General features: G+C 39.8%; 25 protein-coding genes and 1 other annotated feature. Of the genes, 18 read left to right on the top strand and 7 right to left on the bottom strand.

What is annotated here, in order from left to right; translation table 11 throughout:
* The first annotated feature begins 74 nt into the window (after nt 1–74).
* The 4 genes from ACDX78_RS17045 to murB all read left to right on the top strand — a co-directional run bounded on the left by ACDX78_RS17045 (nt 75) and on the right by murB (nt 3,953).
* Nucleotides 75–872, top strand: coding sequence for a histidinol-phosphatase HisJ family protein (locus ACDX78_RS17045; protein WP_486029362.1), 798 nt, complete (start codon nt 75–77; stop codon nt 870–872).
* A gap of 235 nt (nt 873–1,107) precedes the next feature.
* Complete coding sequence (locus tag ACDX78_RS17040; protein WP_486029361.1) at nt 1,108–1,410, top strand: hypothetical protein; 303 nt, start codon at nt 1,108–1,110, stop codon at nt 1,408–1,410.
* A 523-nt stretch (nt 1,411–1,933) separates the two neighbouring features.
* Entirely contained in the window at nt 1,934–2,851 is a 918-nt protein-coding gene (locus ACDX78_RS17035; RefSeq protein ID WP_486029360.1) for an alpha/beta hydrolase, read from the top strand.
* A 181-nt stretch (nt 2,852–3,032) separates the two neighbouring features.
* Nucleotides 3,033–3,953: a UDP-N-acetylmuramate dehydrogenase gene (gene murB, locus ACDX78_RS17030; protein WP_486029359.1), complete on the top strand. Its 921-nt coding sequence runs from the start codon at nt 3,033–3,035 to the stop codon at nt 3,951–3,953.
* Nucleotides 3,954–4,347: 394 nt separating this feature from the next.
* Here murB and ehuA read toward each other — a convergent pair whose 3' ends face one another.
* From ehuA to ehuB, 4 genes are all read right to left on the bottom strand, one after another.
* Nucleotides 4,348–5,118 (bottom strand): ectoine/hydroxyectoine ABC transporter ATP-binding protein EhuA, encoded by a 771-nt coding sequence (gene ehuA / locus ACDX78_RS17025; protein WP_486029358.1) that lies wholly within the window; start codon nt 5,116–5,118, stop codon nt 4,348–4,350.
* Nucleotides 5,119–5,829 carry an ectoine/hydroxyectoine ABC transporter permease subunit EhuD gene (gene ehuD, locus ACDX78_RS17020; RefSeq protein WP_486029357.1) on the bottom strand — a complete coding sequence of 237 codons (711 nt, stop codon included), beginning with the start codon at nt 5,827–5,829 and terminating at the stop codon, nt 5,119–5,121.
* Entirely contained in the window at nt 5,829–6,455 is a 627-nt protein-coding gene (locus ACDX78_RS17015; protein WP_486029414.1) for an amino acid ABC transporter permease, read from the bottom strand. The genes ehuD and ACDX78_RS17015 overlap by 1 nt, the downstream gene beginning before the upstream one ends.
* A 252-nt stretch (nt 6,456–6,707) precedes the next feature.
* On the bottom strand, nt 6,708–7,628 hold the full coding sequence (ehuB, locus tag ACDX78_RS17010) for an ectoine/hydroxyectoine ABC transporter substrate-binding protein EhuB (RefSeq protein ID WP_486029356.1): 921 nt from the start codon (nt 7,626–7,628) through the stop codon (nt 6,708–6,710).
* 541 nt (nt 7,629–8,169) lie between these two features.
* Here ehuB and ACDX78_RS17005 point away from each other — a divergent pair.
* From ACDX78_RS17005 to ytzI, 4 genes are read left to right on the top strand one after another with little or no spacing between them, the layout of a single operon-like run.
* Nucleotides 8,170–8,280 (top strand): ketopantoate reductase family protein, encoded by a 111-nt coding sequence (locus ACDX78_RS17005; protein WP_486029355.1) that lies wholly within the window; start codon nt 8,170–8,172, stop codon nt 8,278–8,280.
* Between the two features lie 50 nt (nt 8,281–8,330).
* Nucleotides 8,331–8,603, top strand: coding sequence for a ketopantoate reductase family protein (locus ACDX78_RS17000; RefSeq protein ID WP_486029354.1), 273 nt, complete (start codon nt 8,331–8,333; stop codon nt 8,601–8,603).
* Nucleotides 8,551–9,201, top strand: coding sequence for a ketopantoate reductase family protein (locus ACDX78_RS16995; RefSeq protein ID WP_486029353.1), 651 nt, complete (start codon nt 8,551–8,553; stop codon nt 9,199–9,201). The genes ACDX78_RS17000 and ACDX78_RS16995 overlap by 53 nt, the downstream gene beginning before the upstream one ends.
* Nucleotides 9,146–9,268, top strand: a complete 123-nt coding sequence (gene ytzI / locus ACDX78_RS16990; protein ID WP_486029352.1) for a YtzI protein — start codon at nt 9,146–9,148, stop codon at nt 9,266–9,268. The genes ACDX78_RS16995 and ytzI overlap by 56 nt, the downstream gene beginning before the upstream one ends.
* Nucleotides 9,269–9,445: 177 nt before the next feature.
* On the opposite strand, the gene ACDX78_RS16985 is transcribed toward ytzI, so the two are convergent.
* A complete protein-coding gene (locus tag ACDX78_RS16985) occupies nt 9,446–10,006 on the bottom strand; it encodes a M15 family metallopeptidase (RefSeq protein ID WP_486029351.1) in 561 nt (186 codons plus the stop codon).
* 318 nt (nt 10,007–10,324) lie between these two features.
* Here ACDX78_RS16985 and ACDX78_RS16980 point away from each other — a divergent pair, with 318 nt between their 5' ends.
* The 5 genes from ACDX78_RS16980 (at nt 10,325) to proS (ending at nt 14,400) form a co-directional block, all read left to right on the top strand.
* Complete coding sequence (locus ACDX78_RS16980) at nt 10,325–10,810, top strand: DUF456 domain-containing protein (protein ID WP_486029350.1); 486 nt, start codon at nt 10,325–10,327, stop codon at nt 10,808–10,810.
* A 50-nt stretch (nt 10,811–10,860) separates the two neighbouring features.
* Nucleotides 10,861–11,691: a bifunctional hydroxymethylpyrimidine kinase/phosphomethylpyrimidine kinase gene (gene thiD / locus ACDX78_RS16975; RefSeq protein ID WP_486029349.1), complete on the top strand. Its 831-nt coding sequence runs from the start codon at nt 10,861–10,863 to the stop codon at nt 11,689–11,691.
* Nucleotides 11,692–11,888: 197 nt separating this feature from the next.
* Nucleotides 11,889–12,047 carry a hypothetical protein gene (locus ACDX78_RS16970; RefSeq protein ID WP_486029348.1) on the top strand — a complete coding sequence of 53 codons (159 nt, stop codon included), beginning with the start codon at nt 11,889–11,891 and terminating at the stop codon, nt 12,045–12,047.
* A gap of 23 nt (nt 12,048–12,070) precedes the next feature.
* Nucleotides 12,071–12,622, top strand: a complete 552-nt coding sequence (locus tag ACDX78_RS16965) for a cysteine hydrolase family protein (protein WP_486029347.1) — start codon at nt 12,071–12,073, stop codon at nt 12,620–12,622.
* A 61-nt stretch (nt 12,623–12,683) separates the two neighbouring features.
* Nucleotides 12,684–12,910 (top strand) — a binding site (T-box leader).
* Nucleotides 12,911–12,960: 50 nt separating this feature from the next.
* Nucleotides 12,961–14,400: a proline--tRNA ligase gene (proS, locus tag ACDX78_RS16960; protein WP_486029346.1), complete on the top strand. Its 1,440-nt coding sequence runs from the start codon at nt 12,961–12,963 to the stop codon at nt 14,398–14,400.
* 47 nt (nt 14,401–14,447) lie between these two features.
* On the opposite strand, the gene ACDX78_RS16955 is transcribed toward proS, so the two are convergent.
* Both ACDX78_RS16955 and trhO read right to left on the bottom strand, forming a co-directional pair.
* A complete protein-coding gene (locus ACDX78_RS16955) occupies nt 14,448–14,924 on the bottom strand; it encodes a glutathione peroxidase (protein ID WP_486029345.1) in 477 nt (158 codons plus the stop codon).
* A 149-nt stretch (nt 14,925–15,073) separates the two neighbouring features.
* Nucleotides 15,074–16,045 carry an oxygen-dependent tRNA uridine(34) hydroxylase TrhO gene (gene trhO / locus ACDX78_RS16950; RefSeq protein ID WP_486029344.1) on the bottom strand — a complete coding sequence of 324 codons (972 nt, stop codon included), beginning with the start codon at nt 16,043–16,045 and terminating at the stop codon, nt 15,074–15,076.
* 228 nt (nt 16,046–16,273) lie between these two features.
* Here trhO and ACDX78_RS16945 point away from each other — a divergent pair, with 228 nt between their 5' ends.
* The 5 genes from ACDX78_RS16945 (at nt 16,274) to ACDX78_RS16925 (ending at nt 20,076) form a co-directional block, all read left to right on the top strand.
* On the top strand, nt 16,274–17,455 hold the full coding sequence (locus ACDX78_RS16945) for a hypothetical protein (protein ID WP_486029343.1): 1,182 nt from the start codon (nt 16,274–16,276) through the stop codon (nt 17,453–17,455).
* Between the two features lie 36 nt (nt 17,456–17,491).
* Nucleotides 17,492–18,598 carry a 5,10-methylene-tetrahydrofolate dehydrogenase gene (locus ACDX78_RS16940; protein WP_486029342.1) on the top strand — a complete coding sequence of 369 codons (1,107 nt, stop codon included), beginning with the start codon at nt 17,492–17,494 and terminating at the stop codon, nt 18,596–18,598.
* A gap of 202 nt (nt 18,599–18,800) precedes the next feature.
* Complete coding sequence (locus ACDX78_RS16935) at nt 18,801–18,998, top strand: cold shock domain-containing protein (RefSeq protein WP_021288643.1); 198 nt, start codon at nt 18,801–18,803, stop codon at nt 18,996–18,998.
* A gap of 87 nt (nt 18,999–19,085) precedes the next feature.
* Entirely contained in the window at nt 19,086–19,805 is a 720-nt protein-coding gene (locus ACDX78_RS16930) for a class I SAM-dependent methyltransferase (protein WP_486029341.1), read from the top strand.
* Entirely contained in the window at nt 19,771–20,076 is a 306-nt protein-coding gene (locus ACDX78_RS16925) for a hypothetical protein (RefSeq protein ID WP_486029340.1), read from the top strand. Before ACDX78_RS16930 ends, ACDX78_RS16925 begins: the two co-directional genes overlap by 35 nt.
* Nucleotides 20,077–20,250: the final 174 nt, after the last annotated feature.

The raw sequence follows: 20,250 nt of genomic DNA, 5'->3' as shown, positions 1-20,250 counted from the left end.
ATCTTAGTAAAGTTATATAGTAGTATTTTAATAAGGATACACCAAAAAGTCAAGAATAAATGGGGGAATTATATATGTTTGACTATCATATTCACAGTGATTTTTCCGCAGATTGCAAAACACCGATGGAAAAAACGATTGAGGAAGCGATTCGAAAAGGACTGCGCGAAGTATGCTTTACAGAGCATATTGATTATGATTATCCGGATTCGTCTATTGTGTTTGAATTTGATTTGGAGGCTTATGATGGAAAAGTTGCTGAAATGCAGGGTAAATACGGGGAACAATTAACGATTAAAAAAGGAGTAGAAATTGGCGTTCAACCCCATCAGCTTGATATGTACAATGCATTACTGGAAAAGGAGCATTTTGATTTTGTCATCTGTTCCATGCATACGACAGAAAAGAAGGATCTTCATTCAGGGGAGTTTTTTGAAGGGAAGACACAGGAAGAAGCCTATCAGATATACTATGAAGAATTACTGTATTGTGTGAAGCATTTTAAAAATTTCCAGGTGCTTGGTCATTTGGATTTGGTGAAACGATATCAAAGACAGGAAAGCGAGAAAGATTTTCATGATATAATCGGGGAGATATTTAAAGAAATCATTCCAGCTGAAAAAGGGATTGAATTAAATACTTCCGGAAAAAGATACGGACTGAAAAACCGAATGCCAAGCGAAGATATTTTAAAGCTGTATAAAGAACTTGGCGGAGAAATTATTACACTTGGTTCCGACTCCCATGTTGAAACAACACTTGCCTATGAATTTAAAGAATCCCTGGAGCTGCTTCGATCCATTGGATATAACTATGTATCCACTTTTGAAGATAAAAAACCAGTTTTCCATAGTTTAACAAGCCTGTTATAGACATTACAGCCAAGAAAACCCGACAGGCTTGCCTTCGGGATGAATTGGCTGATTGAATTATATTAATTGAAAAATGGAACATAAGTTCTTTGTGATGGTATAATAGAATTATAGAATGATTAATAAAAAAACCTGGAAGGAGAGGTATTCATGTAAAAGTTAAAAAAGAGCCAAAAAAACTAAAACCGAAGAACAAAAATTACTCAAAAAAGTACATGATGCCTCTCCTGTTCATGTGATAGAAGTTGAATTAGAGGTAGAACCTTCACAAGATTGGAAGCTGCAGCGCATACAAGAACAACTCAGGATTATTCGTAATACTGTTTTAGGAGAAGTTTATAAAAAATACAAACAAATGGAAGATATGAATATAAAAGTACTACAAAAAAAAGCAAAAGAAGTAACTGTTAATGAAATAACCGGAAGATTTAATAAACGAAAACGTTTTGGTAAAAGCATTCTCAAAAGAAGTCCAGGCTATTTTACCGCACAAATTAGAAGAAGGTTTGAATCAACTGGCGGTTCATTCAAAAAGTGAATACCAGGACATTTAAAGCAAGTCAATATGATCATGTTTTAAATAAACCGAATAAAAAACAATTGTCTAAAAGATGGCACATACTACCAGATGGAAGAAAAATTCAAAGAGATTTGTATTCAGCATTTTTACTGTATTGCACAAATAATGATTTACAAACACCTGACCAAAAATTATGCTTAAAGTTTTCTTGAGGCGTTTTATGACATGCATCAAAATTGTATTCAAAAATTAAAAGACGACCGTAAAGTTGTCCTGAATAGTGGAATCAAATTTTAATTAAAACCTTTAAATCAATATTCCGGGGAGTTTGACTTTGCTTCCTTCTCTAACTTTAGAGAGAATACGAACACTAATGTGGCCGGGGGGCTGCTTGGTCGTAGGGTTTCACCCCTGTTGTGAGTTCCTATTTCCAAAAATTATCTTACAGGTAATGAGTACGAATAGTGAGAAGCAATATGTGAACCCGCGTGGGCTTGCCCCGCGGAGAGTCAGAAGCTTCGTAGTTTGAATTCATTTTTTGGTGGAAAAATATAATCATGAGCATCTGCTTATAAAAGATGGAGACGTGGACACCGGGACTGCGCTAAATGCTCGTCCCACCATAAAGATTTGTCTTTACGTATATAATGAGGTGAAAAAAATTGGCATCCAGAAATTACTCATACTTGCTATGATTATATTCGGGGCACTCTTCCTTTTAGGTGCACCGTATAAAGCAGAACAAAAAATAACTGAATCAACCGTTTTTGTTCACGGTTATAAGGGTACATTTTTTTCCTTCGGATTTATGCTGCACCGTTTTGAAAATGTATATGAAATTGGAAATAAAATACTTATATATTATGTTGGGAAGAATGGAGAAATACAATCATATCGTTTGAATAACGATAACAGCGGGCCGCAATTAGTTCATGTAATATTTGAAGATAACCGGACAGATTTTGAAGAGACTGCTGGCTGGCTTGCTGACGTCCTTGCTTCCATGAAAAGTAATTATGCTGTGAACAGTGTGAATTTGGTAGGTCACTCCATGGGCGGCATTGTATCATTGAAATATGCCATGCAATATCAGAGTGCGGATTTTCCTGCTGTCAATAAAATTGTTGCGCTTGGGGCACCTTTTGGAGGCATATTCAGCCAGGAGTATTTTCAAATACATCATGATGCAGCTGCTGAGGATTTAAAACCAGATTCAGCTGGATTACAATTGTTGGAAACAGGGGAATTTCCGGAAAATACGAAAGTGCTGAATCTCGGCAGTACCGGAGATTCAGTGGCAGTCGTGGAAAGTGTAAAGACATTGAATACACTGATATCAGAAGACCAAATAGAGGAAATCATCATTGAGGATGATGAACTTGGCCATAGTGCCCTGCATCAAAGTGAACAAATAGATAAAATTATTTCTTCTTTTCTGTGGCAAGACGATACAGAATGACTTACAATATAACAGATGATTAAATATAATTGCCTAAAAATTTTCTTGCTAAGGCACACAGGTAGAAATGAAGTAAATCTTTCACAGACAGGAAAGTATAAAGCCTTTCCTCCTGCATAAGTGCAACTAAGGCTTTCGCCCCCTGGCGATAAGCCAAGTATTCTAAAAAGGGATGATACAGTTGTCAAAGGCGCATCATATTTACGATGAATTGATTCATATTACAGCAAAGAAAAATGTGATGGTGGATGAACAATTAAGAAATCACACCTATACGCATCTTGGCGGAAAAGCAGATTTTTTAGTCAGACCGGAAACCTATGAAGAAGTGCAGGAAATTGTCAAGCTGGCAAATAAAGAAAATATTGCTTTCACTTTACTTGGCAACGGTTCAAATTTAATTGTGAAAGATGGCGGTATTCGCGGTATCGTCATGAATCTTCAACAGTTAACGGATATAAAAATAGACGAAACAACCATTATTGCTCAAAGCGGAGCAAGGATTATAGATGTTTCCAGAGAAGCCCTGGAGGAAAAGTTAACAGGGTTGGAATTTGCCTGTGGTATTCCAGGGTCTGTCGGCGGCGCATTATTTATGAACGCAGGTGCGTATGGCGGTGAAATAAAAGACGTTTTAACAAGTACAGTTGTTGTGGACAGAGAAGGAAACCTGCTTACATTAACGGCGGGTGAACTGGACCTTGATTACCGAACAAGTAATATACCCGACAAAGGATATATCGTGCTTGAAGCAACTTTTGAGCTGAAATTCGGCAATTATGACGATATAAAAGCAGTTATGGATGATTTAACATTTAAAAGAGAATCAAAGCAGCCGCTGGAATATCCGTCTTGCGGCAGTGTGTTTAAACGCCCGCCAGGTTATTTTGCCGGAAAGCTGATTCAGGACAGTGAGCTTCAGGGCAGCCAGATTGGCGGTGCAGAGGTATCACAGAAACATGCCGGTTTTATCGTGAATAAAAATAAAGCGACTGCCACTGAGTATATTGATTTAATCCATCATGTGCAGGCTATTGTTGATGAGAAGTTCGGAGTGAAGCTTGAAAGAGAAGTGAAAATAATCGGAGAAGATCCGGAATAAGTAATATAAAAAAAACTGCGATCACCAGGGTACTCCCGAAAGTTAGAGTAAAAAATCTAACTTTCGGGGGTGTTTTTATGTTGTTCGGGAAGTCACTTAAGTGAATGAGCTATATTTCTTTTGGGAGAGGGAGCTATTAACTTCTATTGTATGTCATTGATTGAAACTGAATAATGATGAAGCAGAGAAGGGCTCTCGAATCCCTGATGGGCGGAAAAAGGAAAGAAGACGTTATCGAGAAGGGCTCTCGAATCCCTTATTGGTTGAAAAAGGTACGAAGACGTCATCGAGAAGAGCTCTCGAATCCCACAAGGGTGGAAAAAAACGCTGAACTCCTCGAAAAATGAAAAAGACTAAAAAAACAGCACCGTTCCTATGAACGATGCTGTCATATTTAACTGCGAAAGCGATGCAAAAAGCTTTGCAGTCGTTCGTTTTTGGAGTGCTCAATAACTTCGCTTGCTGTCCCCTCTTCAGCAATCACGCCTTCATCAAGAAACAGTACTCTATCTGCGACATCCAGTGCAAATTCCATCTCATGTGTAACAAGCACCATAGCCATCTCGCCCTCTTTTGCAATATCACGAATAACTTCCAGCACCTCACCGACAAGCTCGGGGTCAAGCGCTGAAGTTACTTCATCAAACAACATGATTTTTGGTCTCATAACCAACGCCCTTGCCATAGCTACACGCTGTTTTTGACCGCCTGACAGCTGATTAGGGTAATTATCCAGTTTATCACCAAGCCCAACTTTTTCAAGCATTTGAATGGATCGTGCACGTGCTTCTTTCTTGTCTTCTTTCTTAACGTGGATTGGTGCTGTCATGCAATTTTCCAAAATGGTCATATGCGGAAATAAATTGAAATGCTGAAACACCATGCCGATATCGCCGCGAACATCACGAAGATGCTTTTCATTTGCCTTGACCATTTTCCCGTTCTTTTCCATCTTCCAAAGATTAACACCGTCTACAATAATATCGCCGGCTGTGGGGACTTCCAGTGTCATTAGCATGCGAATAATCGTGGTTTTCCCGGAACCGCTTGGGCCGATCACAGCAATTTTTTCTGCAGGTTTGATTTCCAGATCAATTCCTTTTAAAACTTTCACATCGCCAAAAGATTTATGCACATCTTTAAATTCAACAATAGGTTCTGTCATTTATACCACCGTCCCTTTTTGCGTACTGGATAACGTTGCTTTTTTATCAAATCTGCGGTTCATTCTCTTTTCCAGTTTACTAATTAAAATGGCAGAAGGATAGCTTAGGATTAAGAAGAGAATACCTACTATCGTTAATGGCTCAAGGTATGCCCAGTGTTGCGAACCATAGCTTTGTGCCATGTGCAGTATACCTACTACACCGATTGTGGAAGCCAGCGGGACTTCCTTAAACAGGATAATAAAGTAATTACCGAGCATCGGAATGGTTGGCGGTACTGCCTGTGGCAAAACAATTTTCATCCATTTATCATAAAAAGAGAAATTTAAAGCAGTAGAAGCTTCCCATTGTCCTTTATCCACTCCTTCAATTCCGGAGCGGTATACTTCTCCTATATACGTGCTGAAGTGAAGACCGAGTCCGAGTACTGCACTTGTAAATGGATCAAGTGTCATACCAACTACAGGAACTACCGGCCAGGCAAAGTAAATGAAAAATAATTGTACCAGCGGTGGTGTGGAACGAATAAATTCCATAGTCCATGTAGCGAGCCAGCTGATTGGTTTGAATGGAATCCTTCTTAAAAAGACCCATACAAAACCGAAAATAAGTGCAAATAAATAACTTGCGATTGTAAGTCCGATTGTAATACCTAATCCTGATGCTACAATTGGAAGGGCATCATAAAAGGTTTCCCAGCTCCAGTTCATTAGCTAGCCACCCCTTTCTTCGAGATGCTCTCCGCCTTGCGCGTCAAGTAGATTAACGGCAGTGCAAGGATAAAGTAAAATACAAGCACTAATAAGTACACGGTTGGTGCCATGGATAAGTCGTTACTCCTTAAAATATTACCATAGTAGAAAATGTCGTTCATACCAATTAAGTATACTAATGAGGTTGCTTTAAGCATTTGAATGAGATAATTTCCGAATTCAGGCAGCATCATACGAACAGCCTGTGGGAGAATGATTAATCTCATCCGCTGGAAACTGGACATATTAAGTGCTGTAGCAGCTTCCGTCTGTCCTTTTGCCACCGCCAAAATCGAGCCGCGGACAATTTCGGACATATAAGCCCCGTAATTTAATGCAATGGCAATAACCCCGATCCACCAGTTGCTTCCAAGCTGTATGCCAAACAACATAGGAACGGCGTAATACAGCCAAAATAACTGAACAATCAATGACGTACCGCGAAAAACTTCAACATAAAACCCTGTAAATTTTTTCAGTGCAATATTATTTGAAAGCCTGCAGAGCCCTGCTATGAATGCCATTAAGTATCCGAAAAATGCGGATGCGATAAGTACGCTAACGGTGATACCCAGTCCACGCATTAACTGTGGAAAGATCTCTATGATAGCATTAATCTCAATCACTCCTTTATAAATTAATGAAAAATAACGGATTAGATTATCTTGAGGAATTATGAGGCTTATATTTAAGCCCCGCTACACTCGGTGCAGGTGAAGAAAAGTTCATACATGTTGTCCAAACTTATTTCATAATAAATAGGGTCAAACTCCCTTAGGTGGGGAGCAAGACCCTATGGAGTGTTTATACATTTATTTTACTAATTGATTGTCAGATTAATAGTTCTCGCCACTACATACAGATTCTGCAGTAACTTCGTCAACGCCTACCGCATTATCTACAAAGCCATTTGCTTCTAGTAGTTCGTCAACTGTACCATCTTCTTTTAATTCATTCAGTGCCTCATTATATGCATCACGCAAATCTTCATTTTCCATACTGAATGCAGCTGCACCATAGCTTGGAACCCCTTCAACGTCTGGTTGTTCAAAGCCATCTACAAATTCCAGTGCATCTTCATCAGCAGTTTCCATTGCCAGACGAAGTGTCATTTCTGTAGCCGTTGTAACGTCAGCTCTGTCAGATTCTACAGCCGAGAAAGTGGATGGAATATCAGACGCTGTCGTAATTTGATCATCACTCACATCATGATCTTCCAGGAAACCAATTTCTGTTGCACCAGCCATAACAGAAACCCTTATGTCAGGATTAGCTGCAATGTCATCATAACTTTGAATATCAAGCGGGTTGCCTGCTTGAACTACAAGCCCTTCACCGTAAACCATTTCTGGCTCGCCAAACAAAGCATTTTCACAACGATCAGGCGTAATAGCCATACCTGCAGTTACGACATCAAACTGATTTGCCTGCAGCCCGGGAATAAGGGAACCGAAATCGGCCAATTGGGAATCCATTTCCTCGACACCAAGCTCTGCAAATACCGCTGCTGCAATATCAACTGCTGCTCCTTTTAATTCTCCGTCATCACCTTCATACGCATAAGGCTCTTCGTTGGCAAAGCCAATTGTCACTACGCCAGCTTCCTGCAGCTCAGCAAGCTTGCCATCTCCTTCTGCATCTCCGCCATTATCCCCGTTACCGTCATCTCCATTTGCTCCATCGTCACCATTTCCGCCACATGCAGCAATTACTCCGACTGTTAAGATAAGTATTGCCATTAATAGTATTTTTTTCATCTTTAACTAATAACCTCCCTTAAAATTTAAAACAACCAAGACTGTAATTCCCATAAGGTGATCATAATAAAACCTATGAGCAGCGCACAAAATTATGTTTGCCATATTTCATGCATTTTCTAATTTACTGCCCATACTTTACAAGCATTATTTCCTAGGCATTTATCACCTCATTAGCCATGAAAATTAAGATCAATAGATTAGGGGATCAAGTAAAAGCAGTTATATTAAAATGTTACAGATATATTTTAACCTATTCAAACTCCATATTTTTAGATAATTAGAAATTAACCTTTATATTTTGGCGTTAAAATAGTCATAAATACATTTATAGAGATATACTTCAGTATGATTCATTTATCTTCCATATCCCTAAAATTCGTTAAAAAGTGACAGCCACCTTTTAAATTAGGAAAACCTGTGAGAATCTTCCTAGTTTTAAAAGGGAGATGAATCGCTCTCATACTATAAATAATCGATAGACAAATAACTGAAAAGAAAGTACCATGAAATTAACCATCTTTTCCAAGGGGGGGACAAAATGGATATAGTCGTAATCGGTGCCGGTGCGTTAAGGGCATATTATGGTGCGAGGTCCCAGCAGGCGGGTGCGAATGTTTCTTTTCTAGTAAGGGGAAAAAGGTTTTCCTGAATTAAGGAAAATGCATCAGCATTTCAAGCACACAGGGCGATTATCAACTGTTGAAATCAAAATTAATTTTAAGTCCTGATGAAATGGATCATGCTGATTTAATTTTCCTCAGTGTAAAAGGTTATCATTTAAACAGAACTTTGGATCATGTGAAGGCATTGGTGGAAAAAGGAGCTTACGTGCTGCCTGTTTTGAATGGCATCGAACATATTCCTATTGTACAAGCTGCAGTCGGCAAGTCCCATGTGCTCGGAGGTCTTGCCTCAAATCATGGCTATTTTGGACAAAAAAGGCCATGTGATGCATTCCAGCCCGTTTCATGATCTTCTTTTCGGACCGTTGGAACCCGGACAAAAAGCTATTTGTGGTAGACTAGAAGATTTACTGAAGGATGCCAATATAAACACCAGGCACAGTGAAGATATTTTACGGGAGCTATGGAAGAAATATATGTTTATCCATGCATTTGCAGGCGTGACGACAGCGGTAAATCTGCCAATTGGTCCGATTAAAGAACATAGAGAAACAATTAACTTTGTGGAATTTCTTCTACGGGAAGTGAAACTTTTGGCCAACTCCCATCATGTTTCTATATCTGAAGCGGATTTTAATGAGGCAAGGGAAAAAATTTTGGCTTTAAAAGATGATGCCACAACTTCCATACATCAGGACCGTCGAAAAGGGAACACATTGGAGCTGGATCATATTCATGGCGGTGCAGTCAGATTAGCCGCAGAGACCGGGTTGAATCTGCCGTACACCCGGATAATATACGGGATCATTAACCGTATGAGAAAGCGTAGAGAAAGGAAAAGGTCTTATTATGTCACCAATACTCGTCGTAATTATAGTTTCTGTTGCTGTAGTGGCTCTGGTACTCATTGGGTCACTATATGTTATTTCAAAAGGGTACGCCTATAAACAAAAAGTAGACCCGATTCCTGAAGAGGAGGAAGCGGAGAAGGACGATAGAAAAGAAAATCAGTGAAGAGTTCACATTTACCAGAACTAACGGGGGACTCTCAGTTTTTAATAGCAGGTGGGATTGAAAATTCTCCACCTGCTATTTTTGATTCCCGCTCTCTCTTTGTTCAGCATCGCGAAAAGGAAAATCTTTTTCTTAGATCACAAATAGCGGGACAGAAAATTTCACTCTCGTCCCTGTCTAGTCCGCTTCCACTCTTGGCCGCCAGCCTCGCTGCAGTTTGTCAACACTTAATCCAAAAGTCATTTGCAGATGGGGGTAGTCCTGAAATCTATCCCAGTCACCGCCCCATTCGAAACCCAGTTCTTTGGCAATGTCAGCCACTTCAAACCAGTCACGCTCCCCATTTTCATTTCCGTCATAATCAATATCCCAAATGATGTTTCCATCTCGATCCTCTAATGCATAATCAATAGCCAGTCCATAATTATGATAGGATTCCCCCGGTTTCGCATAGGTTACAATATTTCCATCATCTGTCCTGCCCTGCGCAAAGAGTGCCTCCTGTTCTTCCAAGGTACGTACTGTATCGGTAATAAAGACCTGTATCCCTATTTCATTAGCCTGCTCTATTAACGTATCCTTTTTCTCTTCCACCATAGGATGCAGTTCTGTTGAAAGTGGTGCATCATCACCTAAATATACATATCGTTTGCTGATTTCATTATATACAATGTAACCAATGCCGAAAAATACTAAAATGATCAATGAAAGGACTATTAATCTGCGTAAAATCTTCATGATGAGACTCCTAAAATTACTTTTGTCTTATTTTATCAAATATAAAATGGCAATGACACTCCTGGAAACCCGAGTTCCAAACTTTCTTGTCGGTGTGCTGCCGGCTATTAATTGGAGAGAAAGTGTTCTCGGCGAACGATTTATGTATCTTTCGTTTCTGCTATTACATGTGTTTTTTGGAATAGAGCTTGCCTTCATTCTTATGTTATTATCTGTTATAAGGATCATTAAACATACGAAAATAATAATCTGATTTTAACAAAAGAAGAAACGAAGCACCCAAGCACGTTTCGTAATATGTAAACACCGGAGGAAATCATGCTGGATATACTAATATGGCTCATTATTATTATTTTGTTTATCTTAAGTTTCGCGGGCGTCATTTTTCCAATTATCCCGTCAGTTCTTGTCATATGGGTTGGTTTTTTGCTATATCATTTTGTGTTGAACCCAGAGGAACTAAATTACTTCTTCTGGATTGCCATGGTTGTTTTCACGGTTATCCTGATCCTTGCTGATATTATTGCTAATAGTTTCTTTGTAAAAAAGTATGGCGGCAGTAAAATGGGAGAAAGAGGGGCCGCAGTTGCTGTCATTATCGGTTCCTTTATCATGCCGCCCTTTGGAATATTGATTGTTCCATTTGTTGTTGTTCTTCTTATTGAAATGATGCAAAGGCGAACGCTAAATGAAGCATTACGTGCTTCGATTGGTTCTTTAATTGGTTTTTTAAGCGGAACTTTTGCCAAAGTAGTCTTGCAATTTGTTATGATTGTCTGGTTTTTTGTTGTAATATGGTTTTAGAAACTTGAATGAATGGGGTTTTAGAAACTTGAATGAATGGGGTTTTGGAAATGGATTATCCATCCAGAGTAATTACTATAGCAGGTTCAGCAGCAGGCGGAAGTGCGGGCATCCAGGCTGATTTAAAAACATTTCAGGAATTGGATGTTTATGGAATGAGTGTTGTAACGGCGATTGTTGGCAGACATCCTCAGACGAATAAAAATGTCCACCCGCAGACGATTGAAGCGATTGAAGCACAATTCGATACAGCAATGAAACAGGTTGGCACAGATGGATTGAAGACAGGGATGCTTTTTTCAAAGGAAGTCATTTCTGCAACTGCTGATTTAATTAAAGGCTCCAATATAGAATCGGTTGTTGTTGATCCGGTGATGGTTGGAAAGCTGGATTCAAAGCTTTTGGCAGATGATGCCATTGAAGCGTTAAAAAATCGGCTGATTCCTTTGGCAACAATGATAACTCCCAACATTCCAGAAGCATCTTTTCTGTTGGATGAACGGCCGATTAAGCGTGTGGCTGATTTAAAGCAAGCTGCAATTGACTTGTATTCCTTGGATGCAAAATATGTACTCGTTAAAGGCGGAAGATTGGAAGGCCCTGCGGTGGATGTATTGTATGATGGGGAAACGGTGACGATGTTTGAGGCACCGCGAATTGATACTGTGAATACAAGTGGAGCGGGCTGTACTTACTCGGCTGCGATTGCTGCGTATTTAGCTAGAGGCAAATCCGTTGTGGCTGCCGTTGGATTGGCAAAGCGTTTTGTAACTACGGCGATTGAACATGGTTTTTCCTATACAGAAATGGTTGGTCCAACCTACCACGCTGCAGAAAGAAAACATGGGGAGGCGCATAAGATTAAGATGACCCAGTTATAGTGTCTAGTTTTGCCCGTTAATCAAGCTTGGTTAACATGGTAGCAATATGAAAGCAGTTTCAAAAACACAAGGAGACTAATTATTGATTATGAACATCATCACAGGCATGAAACAACCAACAATGCGGAAAAAGAAGACTTGCTCGGGCTGATTTAAATGCGTTTTGGCCAGTTGCCGGAAGATGTAAAAGAAAAGTAATGGCAATAGATGATCTGGATGTGCTGGATCGATTATTTTTAATTACCGTAAATGCAGCTAACTGGGAAGTTTTCCTGACTGAGCTAAATGAAGGGAAAGATTCCTTTAAGATGGAAGGGGATGGCTTTGATCTGTTAGCTGAAAAAAACGGAGAATAAACCAGAGGGAGAGAGGGCTAAGAATGACTAAGCGGGCATTGCTTAATGTGGATTACACAATCGATTTTGTTGCTGAGGATGGAAAGCTGACTTGTGGCGTTCCTGGTCAGGTAATTGAGAATAAAGTAGTCTCTTTAACGCAGGAATTTATTGATGCGGGAGATTATGTAGTTTTTGCGATTGATGCGCATGAGGAGGGGGATCAACTTCACCCGGAATCCGACTTGTTCCCGCCTCACAATATAATTGGCACCAAAGGCAGAGATTTGTACGGCAAGCTTAAGGCGGTTTATGAGAATAATAAGGATAAAGATCATGTTTATTATTTTGACAAGACGCGCTACAGTGCCTTTTCCGGAACAGATCTGGAACTAAAGCTGAGAGAACGGGGCATTGACGAAGTACACATTGTCGGTGTCTGCACAGATATTTGTGTACTGCACACGGCAGTAGATGCCTACAATAAAGGCTTTAATATAGTAGTCCATAAAGATGCTGTGGCAAGTTTCAACCAGGCTGGACATGACTGGGCGCTGGGCCATTTCGTTGATACGCTTGGCGGCAAAGTTGTATAAAGTGTATTTTTCTACCGAATTTGACTTTGGGCTCTTTTGTATATATATTAAAGGGTATATAAAGGAAACGTTGATGAGGATTAGTATAATTGATTTTCTTTCACAGAGAGGGAATGGTGCTGGAAATTCCTGAAGAAGTCAATTGGAACCTGCCTCCTGAGTTCGCCATCGAAAAGCATGGATATGCTTCTAAGATGAGCGCGGTTCATAACCGTTATCAAGCAAAGTGTATAAAGGCAGAGCGTCTTTGTAAACAAGGGTGGTACCACCAAAACCTCGGTCCCTTTTCGGATGGAGGTTTTTTGTATTTTAATAATAGATTAAAGAGGTGTATGGAAGTGGGTAAAAAGAATAAAGATTTTGTGGAAAAAATTACGGCAATGGAGGATGACTTCGCCCAGTGGTATACAGATGTGGTAAAACAGGCCGAGCTGGTTGAATACGGGCAAGTTCGCGGCACGATGATTATTAAACCATATGGTTATGCTATTTGGGAAAATATCAAAAATGAACTGGATAAAAAATTCAAGGAGACCGGACATTCCAATGTGTCTTTTCCATTATTTATTCCGGAAAGTCTCCTGCAGAAAGAGAAGGATCATGTGGAAGGGTTTGCCCCTGAAGTTGCTTGGGTGACCCACGGTGGGGATCATGAGCTTGAAGAGAGGATTGCCGTCCGTCCAACTTCAGAAGTGCTGTTCTGTGAGTATTATTCAAAAAATATTCATTCCTATCGCGACCTGCCCAAATTGTATAATCAGTGGGGGAATGTCGTGCGCTGGGAGAAAACGACACGACCTTTCCTGCGTACTTCTGAGTTTCATTGGCAGGAAGGTCACACTGCCCATGCAACAGAGGAAGGTGCTGCAGAAGAAACAGACCGCATGCTTGGTGTTTATGCTGATTTGACAGAGAAATATTTAGCTATTCCGGTCATACGGGGGCGTAAAACCGATAGTGAAAAGTTCGCCGGGGCTAACTATACACTGACCATTGAAGCGTTAATGCATGATGGAAGAGCACTGCAGTCAGGTACATCTCATCATTTCGGCTCCGGTTTTGCAGAAGCTTTTGATATTACGTATCTGGATAAGGAAGGAAAGAGCCAGTATGTTCATCAGACTTCCTGGGGACTCTCCACACGTATTATGGGTGCGCTAATTATGGTCCATGGGGATAACCGCGGACTTGTGATCCCACCAAACATTGCACCAATCCAAGCAAAAATTGTACCGATTGCCCAGCATAAAGAAGGTGTGCTGGATAAAGCATATGACCTCCGTGATCAGCTGAAAGACCTAGTTCGGGTCGATATTGATCCAAGTGATAAAACACCTGGCTGGAAATTCAACGAAACTGAAATCCAAGGAATTCCTGTCCGGATTGAGCTTGGGCCAAAAGATATCGAAAAGGATCAGGTTGTGCTTGTTCGTCGTGATACTGGTGAAAAAGAATTCGTCTCACTCGGTGAACTTGAGGAAAGGTTGCCTGCTTTACTGGGAGAGGTACAGCAAAACCTATTTAATAAAGCAAAAGCACATATGGAAGAAAAAACGAGCGTTGCCACGAATATGGAAGATTTCAAACAAACGCTTGAAGAAAACACTGGCTTTATTAAAGCAATGTGGTGTGGCAGCGAGGAATGTGAAGAGAAAATCAAGGAAGAAACGACAGCAACATCCCGCTGTATTCCATTTGAACAAGAAAAAATATCTGAAGCTTGCGTATGCTGCGGAAAAGAAGCGAAAGAAATGGTTTATTGGGCGAAAGCATATTAATTCGTTGAAAAACGAGCACTTGAAAAGGGCTCGTTTTTTAATATGATTTATGTTAGCGCTTTTTCAATATCTTTTTCTATGTTTTCCGGTTTCGTCTGCGGTGCATAGCGATTAATCACTTGTCCCTTTTTATCAATAAGAAACTTGGTGAAGTTCCACTTTATTTGTTTTGACAGTATCCCGCCTGCTTCATTCGTAAGGTAATCAAAGAGAGGGTGTGTATTATCACCTTTCACATCTATTTTACTGAACATGGGAAAAGTAACACCGTAATTACTTTGACAGAAATGGGTTATTTCCTCGTCTGTGCCGGGGTCTTGATTTCCAAATTGATTACATGGAAAACCGAGTATTTCAAAGCCTTGGGGATTGTACTTTTCGTATAACTTTTGCAAACCTTGAAATTGCGGAGTAAAACCACATTCACTTGCAGTGTTTACTATGAGTAGCACATTGTCTTTATATTCATCGAGCGATTTTATCCCGTCTTTTTGGGTTTTGGCAGAAAATTGATGGACACTCATATAAATCCCTCCTTTGGTACAGCTTAGCAATAATATTGATTAAATGTCAAAAGATACAGATTTTACTATCTCTTTATTCTATATGATGTTATTCCACAAAAATAAAGACGGCCATCATACAGGCCGCCTTTCAGATAACACGAAAATATTTACGCCTCTTTTTTATAGCTTTCACCAAGCAATTCAAGTCTGCGCGTGATTTCTTCGTGGGACAAGTCATGCTCTTTTACATACATATTCCGTGGGCTTACGCGACATTCATGTGTACAGCCCCTCATGTGTTTATGCTCATTTTCCTCTGAGCAAAGTATTTGTTTGTTGCACTCCGGGTTGGCGCAATTAACGTACCTTTCGCAAGGTTCTCCATCGAAATAATCCTCACCGACTACGACGTGTTCTTTTTGGTTGATTGGAACGGAAATTCTTTCATCAAATACATAGCATCTCCCATCCCATAACTCACCTTGCACTTTCGGGTCTTTTCCATAACTTACGATTCCGCCGTGAAGCTGGGAAACATCTTCAAATCCTTCTTCCAGCATCCATCCAGAGAATTTTTCACAGCGAATTCCACCGGTACAATACGTTAATATTTTTTTGCCTTCGAATTGCTGCTTATTTTCCCGGATCCATTCCGGAAGTTCCCGGAATGTTTCGATGTCAGGCCGAACCGCACCGCGGAAGTGTCCCAAGTCAAATTCATAGTCATTCCGCGCATCAATGACAACCGTGTCTTCTTCTTGCATTGCCTCATAGAATTCCTTTGGAGACAGGTGATTTCCTGTTGTTTGCAAAGGATTGATATCTTCGTCCAGTCTTAAAGTAACCAGTTCTTTACGAGGGCGTACATGCATTTTTTTGAAAGCATGTCCGTCATGCGCATCAATTTTAAAGACCATATCTTTAAAGCGGGGATCATTATGCATTGCTTCCATATATGCATCGGTCTGTTCAGCTGTGCCGGAAACTGTACCATTAATTCCTTCCTGTGCAATGAAAATTCTTCCTTTCAATCCTAAATCCTTACAGAATTGAAGATGATCTGCAGCATAGCCTTCAGGATCCTCTATTTGCACATAGTTATAATACAATAAAATCCGATAATTATTATTGCTTTCCATGTTGTTTACCACCTGTCATTTTGTATATTTGCAAGATACACAATGTGTGGTGTGTTATTCATTTTCATCTTGCACAGAGGGTATTATATCAATTTTTATACGGAATATCAAAAAGGAATATTTTCAGCGAGCAGGAACTTGTTATGCTGTTTTTAAAACAAAAATTGGGGAATAAATGAGGATGGAATCAATTTTGTGGACTGAAGTAACATACTGGAGGCAGATATTATGGAATCTGCAACTGTTGGCATCATTGCTGCACCTAATTTACCTGCGGATGTTGCCGAAGATCTCAAAAATGAGGTAGCCGATCAGCTTGCTGATTACATTGATGATAAAGTAGACTGGAAAGTTGAATCATTGGTGGATCCGCTAATAGGTGTTGCCGAAAACACCAACAAGATATTGGACAAAGTGCTAAATATCAAAAAAAATTATAACTGGAACTATGCCATTTGTTTAACAGACTTACCCTTATATGCAGGTAAGCACCTGGCAGTTGCCGATGCCAGTATCGAAAACAGTGTGGCGCGGATTTCCATCCCTGTATTTGGCTTTATGCCCATGCGCAGAAGAATTAAAAAAGCTTTTATTCAAATGATGGGAGAATTGTACTATCGGTCTTCATCTAAAGATGAATTTACCACGGAAATCGCGCACAGAAAACCATTCCTTAAAAAAGAAAAATCTCATCGACTAAAAAAAATAAGACCTCCTGCCTTGTCATTAATTAAAAGAAAGGATATATCGGAAGATGATGAGCAGATGGATGTCCGGTATATTATTAGATCCCGTTTGATTGGCCGGTTGCGCGTGCTCTCTGGTATGACATTCGCAAATCGTCCCTGGTCAGCGTTATTTTCTTTTAATAAGCTAATTACCCTTTCTTTTGCAACGGGGACTTATATGGCCATTTTTCCTACGCCGTGGCAGCTCAGCATTGCCTATAGTATAGAAAGATCCATTGCTATAATGGTTTTGGCAATATTGGGTACGATCATCTGGGTAATTTTTTCTCATGATTTATGGGAAAAACCAACCAAAAAAGGGAAAAAACGCTGGAGGGATTTATACAATTGGACAACCTTTATGACCTTAGGTGTCATCATTGTCAGTAATTATATGATATTATTTGTTATTTTTTTGGCAGCCATCGCTATTTTTGTGCCGCCCTCTCTATTCGAGGCGTGGACCGGTCTGCAGGATGATCCAACCCCGCAATACTATTTTTCCCTTGTCTGGCTGATTACCTCTCTTGGAACGCTTGCAGGGGCTATTGGAACAGGGATAGAGGAACAGGAAAAAATCCGGGATATCACTTATTCCTACAGGCAAAAACAACGGTATTACGAAATTGAGAAGGAGGAAGAAAAGGAAGAGAAGGAGGGTAAGGAAGCGGGAAGCTCGTAATATATCAGCTGTTTTCTCATGAAAGGAGGCATAGGAATGGGGAAGGATCTTATCATAGGTTTGATTGCCGCACCTGAATTGCCAGAAGAAATTGTAAATAAATTTCTCAATGATTTGCCGGAAGTATTTAAACATAGCATTGATGGAAGTATTTCCTGGGATGTTGAAATGGTAGTTGACCCGTTGACCGGAGCCGCGGAAGATGTGGATGTTATACTGGATGAAACATTGAAGATACGAAACGAAAAAGGCTGGGATTATGCGATATCTTTAACAGACCTGCCTATATATTACGGGGAATATGTAGTTGCAGCAGATAATTCCTATCAAAATAAGATTGCCCAGATTTCCATTCCTGCTTTTGGCTGGCTGTCTTTACAGGGTTCTATTAAAAATGCCATCATCCATATTTTAAAAGAACTTATTTTTTACGCTGAAAGTGCTCGTGATAATGTGGAAGCAGAGCAGCTTTCAAAAAAAGTGGAAAAGGACTTTCCGATTTATAAAGCGAAACGGATCAGACCATCCAGCCATTCGACAAAAGCGAATGTCAGGTATGTAGTCGTTCCAAAATGGGATGGTAAAATAAGACTGATAATCGGCATGACCAAATCCAACAGGCCAATGAGCATTATGGGGTCTTTTAAAAAGGTTTTAGCCGCTGCTTTTACGACCGGTGCCTTTGGGCTGATTTTTACTACTATGTGGAATTTAGGTATTATACTAAGTACGCTTAGGCTAAGTGGTTTAATGGTGGCTGCTGTCAGTGCAATAATTATATGGATTATTTTCAACCATGATTTATGGGAAGGCCCGTCTGCGGGAAATGAAAAAAAGATGCGACGTTTATATAATGTGACAACATTATCTACTTTATTTATCTCGGTGATAACTTATTATGTACTTTTATGGATCTTCTTTTTGACAGCAGCCCTAGTATTGATTCCGCCTGAAGTACTCATGGAATCTGTTAGTATAGAAGGGGATCCAAGTGTTATTCATTATATAAGGGTCGCCTGGGTGGCCACTTCCATTTCCACGATGGCAGGGGCAATTGGTGCAGGGATGGAAAATGAAGAAATGGTACGGGACATCACTTATGGATACCGGCAAAAACGGCGGTACAACAGGATTCAGAATTAGGGATATTACTTGTTTTACGGGGATTATCACATTTTATTAAAAATAAATTTGCGATTTACTTGCATTTTATTTCAATAAAGGGTAAAGTTAAGTAAGCAAAAGGAAATTGAGGAATACTTTACGATCTCTTTAACAAAGTGGTGTAAAAGTATTTATGATTCAATTATACTTTGCACGATATTTGTATAAGGAGGTCATTTCCATGACTGGTAAAGTAAAATGGTTTAATGCAGAAAAAGGCTTTGGTTTCATCGAGCGTGAGGATGGAGACGATGTATTCGTACACTTCTCTGCTATCCAAGCTGAAGGCTTCAAAACACTTGAAGAAGGTCAAGACGTTGAATTCGAAATTGTCGAAGGAAACCGCGGACCACAAGCAGCTAACGTAACTCGTCTGTAATAGATGATATGTAAAAGGTTTATCTCTTTAGGGAGGTAAACCTTTTTTATGTTCCTAAAGCAAATCTTTTACAAAGGGGTAGAGCGAATGAGTACATTCGATTGGAAAAAAGAAGCAGAAATAAAGTGGGATAAGCAGGCAGATGCTTGGAGCAGCCGGAGCCGTAATATGTGGGAGAAGGGCAGCAGGGTGGATGTGATTCCTTTCCTGGAAAATAATTTGGAGAAAGGCAGCAAGGTCCTTGATATTGGCTGTGCAGACGGGTATGGTTCTCTAAAATTAGCAAAAGCCGGCTACCATGTCATTGGCACGGATATTTCCGGTGAGATGGTCAGACGTGCAAAAGATAAGGTGAACCCTGAAGAGGCGACGTTTATCAAGGGAGATGTCAATGATCTGCTTTTTGAAGATAGAGAATTCGACGGTATCATGGCGATTAATGTATTGGAGTGGACAGCTGATCCTGAGAAAGCTTTAAGGGAAGTAATTCGGGTTGTAAAAGAAAATGGGCTGCTTTGTATAGGTTTATTAGGTCCTACTGCAGGTCCAAGAATAAACAGCTACCCACGATTGTATGGGGAAAATGCTATTTGCAATACGATGATGCCATGGGAGTTTGAGAAGCTGGCACTTGAAAAAAACCTTGAATACGTGGATGGTTTTGGCGTCTACAAAAAAGAAGTAAAAGAAAATCAATATAAAGATTTACCGCGTGAACTAAAACAGGCCTTAACGTTTATGTGGGTCTTTATGCTGAGAAAGGTGGAACAAAATGAACAAGGAAACAGAAGAAAAAGTGATAGCTAAATATGAGGAAGATGAAGAAAAAATGATCCTGGTGTTTGTCCAGTGGTGCATTAATCATGATATAGACTCAGTAACTTTGTATCAAAAGGCTTATCCTAATCAACCGTCGAATAATAAATTAAGTGCTGCCTTGGAACATACCGTACCAAAAGACGAAGCCGAGCAAATTTCAGATGACCTTTTAATGGACATCCTTGACTTCTTTGGCAACTATGATCTGGCGCAAGTAGTATATGAAGAAATAAATAAAAATAAGGACAAAGAAAGGTAGTTATGAATTTTCGGAAATATTAAATCTTATTGCTGTGATATATATAAATGGTTCTCACCCAAAAAGGTCAAAAATCCCACCAACTAGACTGAACAATTCGTTATAATAGGTATAGAATAACTTGTTGGAGGTTATCCCATGTTCAGACCAGGCAAAAAAGATATTCAAAAATCG

Source organism: Virgibacillus oceani (assembly GCF_041521345.1).
Lineage (GTDB): Bacteria > Bacillota > Bacilli > Bacillales > Amphibacillaceae > Virgibacillus_N > Virgibacillus_N oceani_A.
This window is presented reverse-complemented; position numbering and strand designations above follow the sequence as displayed.